Raw genomic sequence first — 15,545 nt, forward strand, 5'->3', positions numbered from 1 at the left:
AGCGCGAACGCTTCGCATGGTTACCGGCGTCGCTCGACGCGAAGCACATGGTCTCAGCACCACCCTTAACGGATGGCTAACGATAATCCTTAATAATGTGGAGACGAGTGAGGTCGTGAGATCGCGGCTGCGCACGAGGAAAATGATGAAGCCAGCCAGGATCGACGAACGCACTCTTCCGCCGCTGTTCGACATAGGTGCCGTGTGGGCCATCCTTTGGGCGCGTCGTTTGATGGTCCTTGCCATCGCCGGCGCGGCAGTGCTGCTGGCGCTTTCCTATCTTGCGGTGACGAAGCCGAGCTACACGGCGACCGCCTCGATACTGATCGACCCACGCGACACGCGCGCGACCAATTTCAACAATGTGCTCCCGGGAATCGGGTCCGACAGCGCCGCTATTGCCAGCCAGGTCTTCGTCATTCAATCGCCTGATCTGCTGGGCTCGGTTTTCAAGAACCAGAAGCTCGACAGCGATCCGGAATTTGCCGGGGCCGGCCTGATGTCGCGTCTATTGTCGCTGTTCGGAGCCGGCGCGACCTCGGCGCAGGATGCCGCCTTCAAGCGCTTCCAGAGCAAGGTATCGGTGGAGCGTGAAGGGCTCACCTACGTCATCAATGTCAGCTTCACCTCCCCGTCGCCGGAAAAGGCCGCGCGCATCGCCAACGCCATCGTCGACCAATACCGGGCAGGCCTGGTGGGAGAACGCGAAACCGCCAACAGCGATGTCAATACGCTGCTGACCGACAGGATTTCCGGCCTGCAAAAGGATGTCAGCGACGCGGAGCGGGCGGTCGAGGATTTCAAGGCGAAACACAATATCCTCAATTCGACGGATGGCGGCACGCTGCAGTCGCAACTCGATCAGCTGACCTCGCAACTCATTGCCGCCCAGGGCGACGCCGATCAGGCCAAGGACCGCTATAACCAAGCGCTTGCAGCAGGCAGCTCGCCGGCCGGGCTCGCCAAGCTCGCCGACATTCTTACCTCCACCTCCGCCGTCAAATTGCGCGACGACTACAACCAGCGCGCCGCCGAACTGGCCAGCCTGGAAACCATGTACGGGCCGCGTCACCCGACCATCGGGCGGCTTCAGTCGGAACTGGAGCGGATGAAGAGGCTCATGGCGGCCGAGGCCGATCGCATCAGGCAGCAGCTGAAGGCCAACTACGAACTTGCCGTGCAGAATGTCCAGAAGCTGCAGGGTAAGCTCGAGGTCTTGCGCCAGCAGTCGACCAACTCGAACATCGCGCAGGTGCAGCTGCGGCAACTGGAATCCAGGGCTCAGGCCGCGCGCGCGGTGCTCGACGACTTCCTCAAGCGTGCGCAGGAAACATCCCAGATGCAGGGCGCGCAGACCTCCGAGGCGCGCAAGATCGGCGCGGCCACGCCGCCCGTGCAGCCGACATGGCCGAAGCCGGTTCTGCTTCTGTTGGTGAGCGCCGTTCTGGGATTGCTCGCCGGGTGCGGCCTTGCCCTCGCGCTCGGGCCGGTCCAGCAGCGGGAAGATAATCCGCAAGCACCGAAGGATGTCGCGCCGAAGCCGGTCGCGGACCGCAAGGACAGCGCGCCTGTCGCGCCCCGGCCATTGCCGACGCCGGCCAATTTCGGCGAATACCGCCTGCCCGGCGTCGCCGGCGGCACCGCCTACTCCAACATCAAGGCGATCAGGAAGCAGCTGTTCCAGACGGGAAACGAAGCGCTTTCGCTCGCCGTCCTGAAGATCATGCGCCAAATGGTCCTGCACCTCGACGACCATGGCAAACCCTTTGTCATCCTGGTGTCGTCGATCGGCAGCAGCTTTGAGGCAAGGATTGCGGGCGCGATGCTGGGAATGGGCATGCAACGCGCCGAGCAGAATGTGCTGATGGTGGAAATCGGCGATCAGCTGTCGGAGTCGATGACCAGCGGAGCCGGGTTGTTCATCGACGGCGCGACCGGCCTGCGGACGGTCGTGTGCAGCTCCGTGGCAGAGAAGGGTTCTACCGTTGCGGATCGCAACACGTTCCGCAGTATTCTGGCGGAGGCCGGGAGCGCCTTCGATTTCGTGCTCGTGACCGCGCCCGCGTTCAACGAGAACGGCTGGAAACCGGAACTCTTCGCCAGGGCCGATCTGACGCTTCTCGCGCTTGGCCCGTCCGAGCAGCCTTCGGAAGCCGCCAGACTGCTTGCCCAGCAATTCGGCGCCGGCCAGATCGGCCGCAGCGCCACCCTTGTCGTCGCGCCGGACAGCGCGCGGCCGGCCGACGCGGCCAACGATCCTCGACACGTCGGCGAATGGCGCCGCAGCACCGCCGCCAGGGGATAAGCCGTGGAAGCGATGGATCGATGACATCGCCGCCCAGGGTATCACGGCGACATGCGCTGGCGCTCGCCGCGGGAGCCCTTCTCGCGACTTCCCCTCTGCCAAGGTCCGCCGCGCTGGCCACCGCCGGTGCCCTTGCCCCCTCGCGCGGCTTCAACCTTCCAGGATGGCTCGATCGCGACGGTGGGCCTGCCCCCGCCACGGCGACCCTCGAAAAGCTGCGTCGGGCGGGATTCGAAACGATCCGGCTGCCGGTAAACGGCGACCTCGTCTCCGCCGGAAATCCGGCAACGCTCCGCCGCATCCAGAACGGGGCCAGAGACCTTGTCGGCTTGGGCTTCTCCGTCGTCCTCGACATGCATCCCTCGGGCGAGCTCGTGGCGGCTTTCCGGAATGATCCCGAGGCCGCGGGCGCACAGGTGCTCCAGGCCTGGACGGCCCTGCGTGTCGTCGTCGCCGACCTGCCGGCGGATTGGGTCTATCCGGAGCTGCTGAACGAGCCGCCCATGGAGCGGCCGGCATGGCTGGCGCTGCGGGACCAGATCGCCGCAACGCTGCGAGCAAGCTGCCCGCTCCACACTCTGGTCTGGGGACCGGCTCGGTTTCAGGGTATCTGGGAAATCGCCGACACGCCGCCGCTCGCCGACGACAATCAGATTGCCGCCGTTCACTATTACGCGCCGATGGCATTCACCCATCAGTGCGAAAACTGGGATGCATCGCCGCTCGCCCGCATCGCGAACCTGCCCTTTCCCGCGAGCAAGGACATGGCGCCGGTGAGCCAATTACTTTCAAAGCTGCGCGCGGCGGGCGACGAAGAGGCCGCCAACCTCGTCGAGGACGAATTGTCGGCGCCTTGGACGGAAGCGCGGATCGCCGCGGATTTCGCCGATCTGGGGCGCTGGTCCGCGACGCATGACTGCCCGGTCATGCTGAACGAATTCGGCGTGCTCAATTTCTGCGTGGATGCGGTAAGCCGCGCGGCCTGGGTGCGCGCCGTGCGCAAGGCGGCAGAGACGAACCATGTGGCATGGACCTATTGGGAGCTCGATCAGGGTTTCGGCTTCATCAGAAGCAGGCAAAGTGTCGAGGGCTTCGACGGCTCGATGCTTGCCGCGCTCCTTGGAAGTTAAGCGGGAACGGACGTGGACGATAGGCACCATAAGCCCTTGCCTCGGCGGGCAATGACCGGAACAGGTCGGCGATGAGCACGACCCAGGCCTATGCGCCCGTCGGGCTGGACGCGCCAGGCAGCGAGACGCCCGAAGCCCTGCTGCATGTCGGCCTTGCCTTGCTTGTCGTCGCGCTTGCCGTCTCCGCCTTTGCCGTCTGGACTCCGTTCGGTATAGCCGCGACCTTCGTGCTGATGCTGATCGTTGCGAACGCGATGCCTTCGGGCGTCCCCGTGCTGATCATCTGCGCCTTCCTCTACCAGAACCTCATGGTCGCCTGGTTCACCCCTTACATTCCCGACAACGACACATTCGACGCGCTGCGCGGTACCAACTTCATCATCCTGATGACCGCGTTCACCATTTTCCTGGCCGCCTCGTTTCAGTACCGCGTGCGCGCGCTCACCGAACTGCGCCCGTGGCTGCTGCTGAGCATCGTGCTGTGCGGAACGGTTTGTTTCTATTTCGCTTTCGGCGTCGTGCATGGCGGCCTCAAGGACGCCGTCGTCTACTTCCGCAACACCATCACGCCGCTCGCCTGCTTTCACGTCGCGGTGCTGGCCGCCAGCCTTTATCCCGTCGATCTGCGCAAGAGCATGCTTTGGCTCGGGGCCGGCGCGATCGTCTATGGCTATGCCGAACTGATCTTCACGATGGATTTTCTCGGCCTCTTCCATGGCGACCTTTACGTCGAGCGCAGCATATCGCGGCAGGTCGAGACCGGTGTATGGGAGCAGGCGCTGAAGGAAACGGGTTTCGTCTACCGCGGGATCGAGGACGTGATGACCACGACCTTCTTCAACACGCCGCTGTTCAACGACATCCTGCCGAGCGTCTTCCGCATCGGCGGCCCGAACTTCCATCCGATCAGCTATGCTTATGCCTTGAGCACCATTTCGGCCTGGCTCCTTTTCAGAGGACGGTGGGTGCTGCCCCTCGCCGCCTTGCCCCTGCTGCTCGTCATCGGCTCCAAGGGAGCTACCTTCATGCTCTTCGTCGCGATTGCCGGGCGGCTGATCTACAGGCCCTCCCACGCCGGTCTGACGCTCATGGCGGTGATAGCGCTGGCCGTGGTCTGGACGACCGCGGCGATCGGCTACGGCGCGACGCATGGCGACTATCATGTCCTTGGTTTGATTGCCGGCATGCGCGACTTCCTGGCCGACCCGCTTGGGCAGGGACTGGGGCTCGGCGGCAACCTGTCGAGCACCAGCATCAATCTCAATTGGCAAAACGCCCAGGCCGAGGGCGTCGCCTCCGTCCCCGTCGAGAGCGCGGTTGGCGTCATGCTGTACCAGATGGGGGTGGGCAGCCTGGTGTTCTTCGGTTTCCTGGCGGCGCTGTTGATGGCGCTGCGTCGGCAGCTCATCGAAACCGGCGACCCGGATTTCCTGTTCGGTTTTGTCGGCATCGCCACCATCTCGGCCAACGCCGTGCTGCAGGAGGAAGCGTTCTATTCCCCTCTCGCCCTCGCCTTCTGCCTGTTGCTTGTAGGCATTTCGCTCGGAACACGCTGGCGCTTGGCCGCGGCGGCAAGGGCCGGGATGAACTGATCCAGGGATCGCGGGATAAAAGCCGGTTTCGCGATGTCGTTCAGGAACCGAACAGCACCATCTCGGTGAATGTCAGATCTCCCGGCGAGGGAGATTTCGGGCCCTTGAAATATTTGAGCCCCTTCTTCGGAAAATATTTGCCGGACAGACCGGCAACCGGGCCCATGGCATCGACGAGGCAAAGCAGCTTTCCGCGCCGCAGGAGGAAGCGCCCCACGGCCCCGGCGCAGCGGACCAGATCCGCGTGGGAGCGGCAGTAGACGACCTGGCAGCACGGGATGAGGCCGTGCAGTATTCGCCGCGGCTTCAGCACAAGCGGCAGCGCCAGGTCGTCGCAAACGCAGATCAGCGCGAGACAGCCCAGCGCCGCATGCTCCAGGAGTATGTATCTTTCGTTGTCGGTGAGCTCAGCCATTTCGGCGAGCTCCGGACGGGCTTCCAGCACGCGGTCCGGGCGGTGCGTCGCGTTCAGGACGGGAAAGAAGGCGACCTGTCCGCCGGAAAACAGGCGAAAGCCGAATGCCTTGTTGAGCTTCAATGTCCCGGGCGATGGGGAAATGTTGGTATAGACAACGTCCTTGCGCAAGATGACCGTCGCGATCATCCTGCTGGCATAGGGCCGAAACTCCGCATCGACCGACCAGCTCGATAGATTGCAGCGGATTTCTTCGCCCGCCGCACTGCTGTGCCTGGCATAGAGCGTAAGCACCGCGCCGACGATCCGGCCCGACTTCTCGAGGACAAAGCCATAGCGCGGGAAATCGGCGACCGCGGGCCGCCGCGACAACCGGGTCAGCGCCTCTATCCAATAGCCGCGGCTGCGTTCCGGAAAGCCCCTGTGCAGGCAATCCGCCACGCCTTCCCAATCCCCCTCACCGAAGGGTCGGCAGCCGACACCGGGAGGGAATGCACCGAGAACCGCCATAATCGACTCAAGAAAAAAGGCACCAAATATGTCGAGGTCCGGATTATCCTGACGATCGATTACTAACGAATTACACCGGTATCGAAGCCAATTTTATTGGCCGGATTTGGCGGGCCGTGTGGTGCTCTTCTCGCTACAACTGGTCGTTACAATTCTACAACCCTTAGGGTGGGTTATAATTGTAGAATTGACTAAAATAATCATCTGTTTTGCATGATTCTGGCCGGCGGCGGTCCTTCCTGCGCAGAAGCGCCTCGCCAACCCAGCACGGCACAACGGCGTTCGTCGTGACGCCGGCAGTCCGCCGCAACGTCAAGAAGCGGCCAGGGCCTGGCGCTGTGCCTGGTGCATCTGAGGCAACTCCAGGTTCGACCGTACAGTCAAAATTTCTGTCCAACCGGCTTGTGCGGAAAACTCATATGTGAATATAATCTTCACAAGAGAAGATTAAGGGAGGATCGATCGCGCCTGGCTCCGACCTCGACCGGACGGCGCGGCCTATTTCTCCGGCAGCGGACGAACAGGATCATGACCAGCTTCCCGCCCACCGTCGGCGTCGCCTCGACTCGACCCTCCGACATGCCGGCCGATCATGCCGAGCTGCCGGTGTGGAACGCCGAAAACTGGTTCTATGAGGACTGGCCGGTCGGCCAGAAGATCCGCTCGCTCCGCCGCACCATGGCCGAAGGCGACAGCCACCTCTTCAACGCTCTGGTGCTCGACATCCATCCTTATGTGCAGGACCAGATGTTCGCCGAGCGCGAAGGTATTTTCGGCAGGCGCCTGGTGGCCGGCGCGTTCGTGTTCTCCGCCGGGCTCGGCCTAGTCGCCACCAATTGCGTCAACGCCTTTTCCTACGGCTACGACAAGCTGCGCTTCATCAAGCCGGTCTTCATCGGCGACACCATCTATTCGATCCGCACCAATATGGAGAAAAAGCCCCGCTACCGGGACATGGGGCTGATCCGCGCCAGCTATGAAGTGTTCAAGGGCGAAGGCGAGCTGGTGCTCTACTGCGAACACCTGCAGACGGTGAAATACAAGAACCCGGCCGACTTCGCCGGCGAGACGGAGAAGTGATCATGGCTGCCGACCTGCCGCTGTCCGGTCTTGTCGTTGTCGACATGAGCCAGTTCCTGTCGGGACCTTACTGCTCGCTGAGGCTGCTCGACCTCGGCGCCCGCGTCATTAAGATCGAGCGGCCCGATGGCGGCGACCTGTCGCGGCGGCTCTATCTCAGCGACACCGAGATCGGTGGTGACTCCACCATCTTCCACGCCATCAACCGAGCCAAGGAAAGTTTTGCCGTCGACCTGAAGAACGAGGGCGACCTGAAAGCGCTGCGCGGCCTGCTCGCCAAAGCCGACGTGCTGATCCAGAACTTCCGGCCCGGCGTCATCGAGCGGCTCGGCCTCGACTATGAGCATGCGCGCTCGCTCAACCCGCGCCTAGTCTATGCCTCGATCAGCGGCTATGGCGAGGAGGGCCCGTGGGTGAAGCGCCCGGGCCAGGACCTGCTCGCTCAGGCGCGCTCGGGCGTGATGTGGCTGAACGGCGACGAGGATCAGGGTCCGGTGCCGTTCGGCCTAGCTGTCGCCGACATGCTGGCCGGCGCGGCCTGCGCGCAAGGCATCCTCGCAGCCCTTGTCCGGCGCGGCATCACCGGCGAAGGCGGCCATGTCGAGACCAGCCTGTTCGAGGCGCTGATCGACTTTCAGTTCGAGGTGCTGACGACCCATCTCAACGATGGCCGGCGCCTGCCGCGCCGCTCGTCCTTCCGCAGCGCCCACGCCTATCTGGCTGCCCCCTACGGCGTCTATCCGGCAAAGGACGGTTTCCTGGCGATCGCCATGACGCCGATCCCGAAACTCGCCGACCTGCTCGAGATCGAGGCGTTGGCGCCTTACCGCGACCAGCCGGCGACCTGGTTCACTGCGCGCGACGAGATCAAGGCGATCATCGCCCAACGCATTGCGCAGAAGTCGGTCGACGAATGGCTGGCGATCCTCGATCCGGCCGACATCTGGTGCGCGAAGGTGCTGAACTGGAAGGAGGTGCTGGACAGCGACGGCTTCAAGGCGCTCGACCTGCTGCAGACCGTGACGCGCGAGGACGGCGTTGCGATCGACACCACGCGCTCGCCGCTGAGGATCGACGGCGTGCGCGCCAAGGTCGAGCAGGCGGCGCCGCGCGTCGGCGAGCACAGCGACAAGATCCGCGCGGAGTTCGGCCTGTGAGCGGTGTGTCGTTGAAAGGCATGACCTGGAACCATCCGCGCGGCTATGATCCGATGGTCGCCTGCTCCAGGCTGTGGCAGGAAAAGACAGGCGTTTCGATCGAATGGGAAAAGCGTTCGCTGCAGGATTTCGAATCCTTCTCCGTCGAAGAACTCGCTCGCGCCTATGACCTGATCGTCATCGATCATCCGCATGTCGGCCAGATCACCTCAGAAAAATGCCTGGCGCCGCTCGACGTGGCGGGCCGCGAGGCGGAGCGCGAAGCGCTGGCGAAGGCGAGCGTCGGCCGTTCCTATCCGAGCTATAGCTGGCAGGGGCGACAATGGGCGTTTCCGATCGATGCCGCCGCCCAGGTGCAGGCCTGGCGGCCCGATCTGATCGACGCCGCGCCGAAGATCTGGACCGAAGTGCTGGAGCTTGCCCAGCAAGGCCGCGTGCTTTTGCCGCTCAGGCCGCCGCACTCGCTGATGTGCTTCTTCACTTTAGCCGCCGATCTCGGCCGACCATGCACGGTCGATGGATCGGGCGACCTTGTCGATCCCGAGACCGGCAAGACCGTTTTCGAAATCCTGCGCGAGATCGCGGCGTTCGTCGATCCCGAATGCCCGACGATGGATCCGATCGCGGTGTTCGAAAAGATGGCCGAAGCCGGCTCAGGCATCGCTTGCGCGCCGCTGATCTACGGCTACGTACCCTATGCGACAGCCGGCTTCCGTCCGAACCGGCTTTTCTTCTGCGACATGCCGTCCGTGGGCTGCAACGGCCCGGTCGGCTCCGCGCTCGGCGGCACCGGCATCGCCGTGTCGGCTTTCTCCACTGCTGCCAAGGAAGCGATCGACTTCGCCTACTGGATTGCCAGCGGCGAGGTGCAGCGCGGTCCCTATGCCGCCGCCGGCGGCCAGCCCGGCCATGCCGCCGCCTGGGAGGACGAGGCCGTCAACGCCGCGACCGGCGACTTCTATCGCGGCACGCGGGCAACGCTCGAGGGCGCCTGGGTGCGCCCGCGCCATAACGGCTACATGGCGTTCCAGCAGGCCGCGTCCGACTGCATCAACGAGGGTCTTGCCGGCCGGCAGGATGCACGCCTTGTCGTTGCCGACATCAACCGCCTTTTCCGGGAGAGTTTTCCGAGACGATCGGCCTGACGACCAGCAGGCAAAACACTTACAGCCGCCAGAGCTTCTTCGCATTGCCGGAGAGCAGCTTCGCACGCTCGGTGTCGCTCGCGCCGGCGATGAGCGCATGCGTCGCCGCCACCCAGCCGAGCAGCCCGCCACCTAGCGTGCAGACCGGCCAGTCGCTGCCCCACACGACACGATCCCAACCAAAACTTCCGATCGTGTGCTCGACATAGGGCCGCAGCGTCTCGGCGGTCCAGGTCGCGGGATCGGCATAGGCGACGACGCCGGAAATCTTACCGACGACATTGGGCCGCCGCGCGATCTCGGCGATCTGCTCGCGCCAGGGGTGCTCGGCCCTGCCCTTGATGTCCGGCACGCCGCAATGATCGAGGACGAACTGCACGTCCGGCGCCAGGTCGACCAGCGCGATCGCCTGCTTCATCTGCCGCGGCAGCACGCAAAGATCGAAGGTCAGTCCGCTGCCGGCGATACGCTTGATGTTTTCACGGAAAAGCGCGCCCTCGGAGACATCGTCGGGTACGACATGCAGCACGCGGCGGAAACCCTTGACGAAAGGAGCGGCCTTCGCCTTGTCCAGCCAGGCGGCGAAGCCGGCCTCTTCCGGCCGGCAGGAGACGATCGCGCCCTTCACCAGGCTGGCTGGCTTCTTCGACAATCCTTCGACATGAGCCGTCTCGGCAGCGATATCGGCCGGATCGACGTCGACCTCCATATGCAGCGCCAGCTCTATGCCGGCGCGGCGCGCCTCGGTGGCGTATTCATCATGGGAGAAGTCGCGATCGAGGGCCGGTACTCCGGCGAGCCACGGATAGCGCAGCGCCGTTTTGTCGATGAGGTGCAGGTGCGTGTCGACGATCATGGCTTCCTCCCCCGTCGCGCTTATGCATGTCGCCCAAAAGTATGCAGCGGTCTTGGGAAAATGACATGCATTAAAACATAGATTCGATCATCTCACGGGAGAATTCATCATTCAAATAAGAATTACATCCGCATCTTCATATCCGAGCCGGCGAGCTGAGACAGCTTCGCCGCGGCCGCCTGCAGCAGCGCGATCGTCCTGGTGATATCGGGCGCGGCGGGCGCATTGACCAGGGTGATATACGGGATCGTGAGCGCCGCGATACCGCGGCCATCAGAGCCGATCACCGGCGCCGACAGATTGTAGACGCCGGCCGTCTGCAGCGAGGCCATCATCTCATAGCCGCGGTCACGCACCTGATCGAGGCGGGTAAAGAAGTCAGGCGACAACTTCATCTCCTCATTGGTTCGCAGATGCTCGGCGATCATCATCTCGCGTTCTTCCGGCGAGCGGAAAGCGAGCAGAACGTGCCCCGAGCCGGTGTCGAACAGGCTGATATGCGAGCCGACGCGGATCGAGATGCCCCAGTATCGCGGCGCTTCCTGCTGGGCGATAACCACGGCATTGCCGCGGTCGAACACGACGAGCTGGTTCGCCTGCCAGGAGGTTTCGGCCAGCTCGCGCATGATCGACGTCGCGTAGGAGACGAGGCGGCGCACCGGCGCGTGGAGCTGCGCCAGGCCGAACAGTTTCAAGGTCAGCGAGTAGCGGTCGCCCTCGGGCCGGGTGACGTAGCCGCGTTTCACCAGCCGGTCGAGCATCCGGTAGAACTCGTTCGGGCTGCGGTCCAGCCGCTTGGCGATCTCGGCTTGCGTCAGGCCGCCGTCGACGCTGGCCAACAGCTCCAGGATGTCCAGCCCCTTGTCGAGAGCCGGCGCGCGATAGCGGTCTTCCTCGTCTTCCTGCACCGGATGCCTCTCTGGTGAATTCCAATCTTCATATACGCAAGAGACCGCCCGTTGGAAAGAAGTTTCGGCTTGACGGCCTATGAATATTTTGTTTGCATATGAATGAAGCGTTGAGCTTCAGGTCACGGCGGCACACTTGCGTTCCAGGGAGGATATTCATGAACAGACTGCTTTCCGGCGTCGCCGCCGGCGCATTGCTCATGGCATCGGGCGCGGCCTTCGCGGCCGACCTGCCGGGCAAGTTTCCCGGCGTCACCATCGACGCCAAGCTGATCGGCGGCCAGCAATACGAAAAGCTCTATGAGCGCATCGGTGAGTGGGAGAAGGCGACCGGCGCCAAGGTCAACGTCATCTCCAAGAAGAACCACTTCGACCTCGACAAGGAGATCAAGTCGGACATCGCCTCCAACTCGATCACCTGGTGCGTCGGCTCCAACCACACCTCGTTCGCGCCGCAATATCCGGGCATCTACACCGATCTCGCCAAGCTCTTGCCGAAGGAGGAGATCGATGCCTTCGTCCCGGCCAACATCGCGGCCGGTACGCTGGACGGCAAGCTGGTGATGCTGCCGCGCGCTCAGTTCGACGTCTCCGCCCTCTATTACCAGAAGAGCCTCTATCAGGACGAAGCCAAGAAGAGGGCCTACAAGGAGAAGTACGGCGAGGATCTCGCGCCGCCGGACACATTCGACGAGATGGCCCAACAGGCCGAATTCTTCGCCAGCCCGCCCGATTTCTACGGCACGCAATATGCCGGCAAGGAAGAGGCGATCAACGGCCGCTTCTACGAGATGCTGATCGCCGACGGCGGCGAATATCTCGACAAGGACGGCAAGCCGGCCTTCAACTCCGAAGCCGGCGTCAAGGCGCTCGACTGGTTCGTCAAGCTTTACAAGGCGAAGGCCGTGCCCGCCGGCACGACCAACTATCTGTGGGATGACCTCGGCCAGGGCTTCGCGTCCGGCACCGTGGCGATCAACCTCGACTGGCCGGGTTGGGCCGGCTTCTTCAACGACCCGAAGTCGTCCAAGGTCGCCGGCAATGTCGGCGTCAAGGTTCAGCCCAAGGGCTCGTCGGGCAAGCGTTCCGGCTGGTCCGGCGCGCACGGCTTCTCGGTGACCGAGAACTGCGCCAACAAGGAGGCTGCCGCCTCGCTCGTCTGGTGGCTGACCAATGAGGACAGCCAGAAGCTGGAAGCCGCGGCCGGCCCGCTGCCCACCCGCACCAAGGTGTGGGAATGGGACCTCGAGCAGGCGAAGGCGGATCCCTACAAGACCGAAGTGCTGCAGGCCTTCCAGGAAGCCGCGAAGAACGCCTTCCCGGTGCCGCAGACACCGGAATGGATCGAGATCTCCAACGCGGTCTATCCGGAGCTGCAGGCCGCGATCCTCGGCGACAAGACCTCCAAGCAGGCGCTCGACGACGCTGCCGCCAAGGCAACGCAGATCCTCCAGGACGCCGGCAAGCTCTAAGGACTATCCTCCCCGCGGCGCCGGTCCTCGCGACCGGCGCCGCTTTGACCGATGCGGCCGCCGTGCGATTGGATCGCCGGCCGCGCAAACAACTTTGGGACATTGCATGACGGCCAAGCGGCTATCCGCGCCAACCCTTCTCCTGCTGCCCGCCGTGCTCGTGCTGGCGGCAGTGGTGGTCGTGCCGCTATGCCTGTCTTTCTATTCCAGCTTCACGCCGTTCCGGCTGACGCGGCCGGAGACCTTCTTCACCTTCATCGGCCTGCGCAACTATCGCAACATTCTGTCTGACGCGAATTTCTGGTGGGCCTTCGGCCGCACCGTGCTTCTGCTCACAGTTGCGCTCAATCTCGAAATGCTGCTTGGGCTCGGTCTCGCGCTGCTGGTGGAGAAGGCCAGCCGCGGCCAGCGGCTGCTGCGCACCATTATGATGTTTCCGATGATGTTCTCGCCGATCCTCGTCGGCTTCCAGTTCAAGTTCATGTTCAACGACAATATCGGGCTGGTGAACAACGCGCTGCAATCGCTTGGGCTGACACAGGATGCGATCCCCTGGCTGATCGAAGGCCATCTCGCCTTCATCGCCATTTCGATCGCCGAGATCTGGTCGTCGACCTCGATCTTCGCGATCCTGATCCTCGCCGGCCTGCTCGCCATGCCGAAGGAGCCGGTCGAGGCGGCACGCGTCGACGGCTGCACGCCCTGGCAGACCTTCCGCTATGTGACTTGGCCCTTCATCATGCCCTTCGCCTACATCGCCATGACCATCCGCTCGCTCGACGTCGCGCGCGCCTACGACATCGTCAAGATCATGACCGATGGCGGCCCGGCCGGGCGCACAGAACTGTTGTGGACTCTGGTCGCGCGCACCGCATACAGCGATGCCCGCATGGGCGTGGCCAACGCGATGGCCTATTTCTCGATCCTGCTGTCGATCGTCTTCACGGTCTATTTCTTCAAGAAGCTCGCTGCGGCGCGCACCCAGATCGGCGCGGAGTGGTGAGAATGGACGCCAACGCATCCGCCCGCCTGAAGCGCCGTGCGGCCGCTGTCGCGCACCGCGTCGGCCTGTTCCTCGCCATGCTTCTGATTTGCCTGCCAGGCATCTGGATCGTGCTGTCCTCGCTGCGGCCGACGGTCGAGATCCTCGCCAAGCCGCCGGTCTGGATTCCGCAGCAGGTCTCGCTCGATGCCTACGTCTCCATGTTCAGCGGCGTCGGCAAGGGCGGCATTCCCGTCCTCGACTATTTCCGCAATTCGCTGATCATCTCGATCACATCTACCGTCATTGCCATCGCAATCGGCATGGCCGGCGGCTACGCCTTCGCGCGCTACCGCTTCTGCGGCAAGTCGGCGATGTTCCTCGGCCTGATGCTGACCCGCACCGTGCCCGGCATCGCGCTCTCCCTGCCGCTGTTTTTCGTCTACGCGCGGCTCGATATCATCGACACGCATTTCGGCCTGATTCTGGCTTATGTCGCGCTCAACGTGCCCTTCACCATCTGGCTGATCGACGGCTTCTTCCGCCAGGTGCCGAAAGATCTCGCCGAGGCCGCGCAGATCGACGGCTGCACGCGCTGGCAGGCCTTCTGGCAGGTTGAGTTTCCGCTGGCCGGACCGGGAATTGCATCCGCCGGCATCTTCGCCTTCCTCACCTCCTGGAACGAGTTCGCGCTCGCCTCGCAGCTGACGCGCTCGATCAATTCCAAGACGCTGCCCGTGGGGCTGCTCGACTACACGGCCGAATTCACCATCGACTGGCGCGGCATGTGCGCACTGGCGGTGGTGATGATCATTCCGGCGCTTCTCCTTACCTTCATCGTCCAGAAACACCTCGTCGGCGGCCTGACCTCCGGCGCGGTGAAAGGTTGATCCGATGGCGATTGTCTCGCTCAAGAAACTGACCAAGCGCTACGGCAACATGGAGATCGTGCACGCCATCGACCTCGATGTCGCCGACCGCGAGTTCATCGCGCTCGTCGGGCCGTCCGGCTGCGGCAAGTCGACCACGCTGCGCATGATCGCCGGGCTGGAGGACATCTCCGGCGGCACGATCGAGATCGGCGACCGCATCGTCAACGACCTGCCGCCGCGCTCGCGCAACATCTCGATGGTATTCCAGTCCTATGCGCTCTATCCGCATATGACGGTGCGCGAGAATCTCGGCTTCTCGCTGAAGATCGCCGGCGCGCCGAAAGAAGAGATGGACCGCCGCGTCGCCGAGGCGTCGGCCATTCTCGGCCTCGACGCGCTGCTCGAGCGCCGTCCCTCCCAGCTTTCCGGCGGCCAGCGCCAACGCGTCGCCATGGGCCGCGCCATCGTGCGCGATCCGGACGTCTTCCTGTTCGACGAGCCGCTCTCAAATCTCGACGCCAAGCTGCGCACGCAGATGCGCACCGAGATCAAGAAGCTGCACGCCAAGGTCAAATCCACCGTCATCTACGTCACGCACGACCAGGTCGAGGCGATGACGCTGGCCGACCGCATCGTGATCATGCGCGACGGCTATATCGAGCAGGTCGGCACGCCGGATGAAGTCTTCCAGCGGCCGGCGACGCGCTTCGTGGCGGGTTTCATCGGCTCGCCGCCCATGAACCTGCAGGAGGCGACCGTCGACGACGGCAAGGTCGTCTTCACCAGCGGCCAGAGCCTTCCGCTGCCCGGCCGGTTCAAGGCCAAGGTCAGCGCCGGCGACAAAGTGGTGTTCGGCCTGCGTCCCGACGACCTCTATCCGGCAGGCCACGGCTTGCATTCCGGCGACGCGGCGGACGTTTATGAGACGGAGCTGCCGGTGACGGTGACGGAGCCGCTCGGCAACGAAACGCTGGTATTCGCCGAATTCGACCGCCGCGACTGGGTCTCGCGCATGCTGAACCCCAGGCCTCTGAGGGCGGGCGACCGTGTCGTGATGCACTTCGACCTGTCGCAGGCGCATCTCTTTTCCGCCGAAACGGGTAAATCCTTGAGGAGCTGAC

General features: G+C 63.7%; 13 protein-coding genes. 10 read left to right on the forward strand and 3 right to left on the reverse strand.

Annotated elements, in window-relative coordinates; all coding sequences use genetic code 11:
* Positions 1-142 precede the first annotated feature (142 nt).
* From RFN28_RS03480 to RFN28_RS03490, 3 genes are all read left to right on the forward strand, one after another.
* Positions 143-2,305 carry a GumC family protein gene (locus RFN28_RS03480; protein ID WP_320285976.1) on the forward strand — a complete coding sequence of 721 codons (2,163 nt, stop codon included), beginning with the start codon at positions 143-145 and terminating at the stop codon, positions 2,303-2,305.
* A gap of 20 nt (positions 2,306-2,325) precedes the next feature.
* Positions 2,326-3,435, forward strand: coding sequence for a glycoside hydrolase family 5 protein (locus tag RFN28_RS03485; protein WP_320285977.1), 1,110 nt, complete (start codon positions 2,326-2,328; stop codon positions 3,433-3,435).
* A 71-nt stretch (positions 3,436-3,506) separates the two neighbouring features.
* Positions 3,507-5,027 (forward strand): hypothetical protein, encoded by a 1,521-nt coding sequence (locus RFN28_RS03490; protein ID WP_320285978.1) that lies wholly within the window; start codon positions 3,507-3,509, stop codon positions 5,025-5,027.
* 40 nt (positions 5,028-5,067) lie between these two features.
* Here the strand turns inward: RFN28_RS03490 and RFN28_RS03495 are convergent, their stop codons facing one another.
* Positions 5,068-5,952, reverse strand: coding sequence for a GNAT family N-acetyltransferase (locus tag RFN28_RS03495; protein ID WP_320285979.1), 885 nt, complete (start codon positions 5,950-5,952; stop codon positions 5,068-5,070).
* 528 nt (positions 5,953-6,480) lie between these two features.
* On the opposite strand from RFN28_RS03495, the gene RFN28_RS03500 reads away from it, so the two are divergent.
* From RFN28_RS03500 to RFN28_RS03510, 3 genes are read left to right on the forward strand one after another with little or no spacing between them, the layout of a single operon-like run.
* On the forward strand, positions 6,481-7,032 hold the full coding sequence (locus RFN28_RS03500; RefSeq protein WP_320285980.1) for a MaoC family dehydratase: 552 nt from the start codon (positions 6,481-6,483) through the stop codon (positions 7,030-7,032).
* Between the two features lie 2 nt (positions 7,033-7,034).
* On the forward strand, positions 7,035-8,189 hold the full coding sequence (locus tag RFN28_RS03505; RefSeq protein WP_430677142.1) for a CaiB/BaiF CoA transferase family protein: 1,155 nt from the start codon (positions 7,035-7,037) through the stop codon (positions 8,187-8,189).
* A 20-nt stretch (positions 8,190-8,209) separates the two neighbouring features.
* Positions 8,210-9,334: an extracellular solute-binding protein gene (locus tag RFN28_RS03510; protein WP_320286167.1), complete on the forward strand. Its 1,125-nt coding sequence runs from the start codon at positions 8,210-8,212 to the stop codon at positions 9,332-9,334.
* 19 nt (positions 9,335-9,353) lie between these two features.
* On the opposite strand, the gene RFN28_RS03515 is transcribed toward RFN28_RS03510, so the two are convergent.
* Complete coding sequence (locus RFN28_RS03515) at positions 9,354-10,190, reverse strand: amidohydrolase family protein (RefSeq protein WP_320285982.1); 837 nt, start codon at positions 10,188-10,190, stop codon at positions 9,354-9,356.
* A 122-nt stretch (positions 10,191-10,312) separates the two neighbouring features.
* Positions 10,313-11,098, reverse strand: coding sequence for an IclR family transcriptional regulator (locus RFN28_RS03520; RefSeq protein WP_320285983.1), 786 nt, complete (start codon positions 11,096-11,098; stop codon positions 10,313-10,315).
* A 158-nt stretch (positions 11,099-11,256) separates the two neighbouring features.
* Here RFN28_RS03520 and RFN28_RS03525 point away from each other — a divergent pair, with 158 nt between their 5' ends.
* The 4 genes from RFN28_RS03525 (at position 11,257) to RFN28_RS03540 (ending at position 15,544) form a co-directional block, all read left to right on the forward strand.
* A complete protein-coding gene (locus tag RFN28_RS03525; protein WP_320285984.1) occupies positions 11,257-12,570 on the forward strand; it encodes an ABC transporter substrate-binding protein in 1,314 nt (437 codons plus the stop codon).
* Between the two features lie 106 nt (positions 12,571-12,676).
* Positions 12,677-13,573 carry a carbohydrate ABC transporter permease gene (locus tag RFN28_RS03530; protein ID WP_320285985.1) on the forward strand — a complete coding sequence of 299 codons (897 nt, stop codon included), beginning with the start codon at positions 12,677-12,679 and terminating at the stop codon, positions 13,571-13,573.
* Positions 13,574-13,575: 2 nt separating this feature from the next.
* Positions 13,576-14,442 (forward strand): carbohydrate ABC transporter permease, encoded by an 867-nt coding sequence (locus RFN28_RS03535; RefSeq protein ID WP_320285986.1) that lies wholly within the window; start codon positions 13,576-13,578, stop codon positions 14,440-14,442.
* Between the two features lie 4 nt (positions 14,443-14,446).
* Entirely contained in the window at positions 14,447-15,544 is a 1,098-nt protein-coding gene (locus tag RFN28_RS03540; RefSeq protein WP_320285987.1) for an ABC transporter ATP-binding protein, read from the forward strand.
* Position 15,545: the final 1 nt, after the last annotated feature.

Origin of the sequence: Mesorhizobium album (genome assembly GCF_033977205.1) — a bacterium.
GTDB classification, from domain to species: domain Bacteria; phylum Pseudomonadota; class Alphaproteobacteria; order Rhizobiales; family Rhizobiaceae; genus Mesorhizobium; species Mesorhizobium album.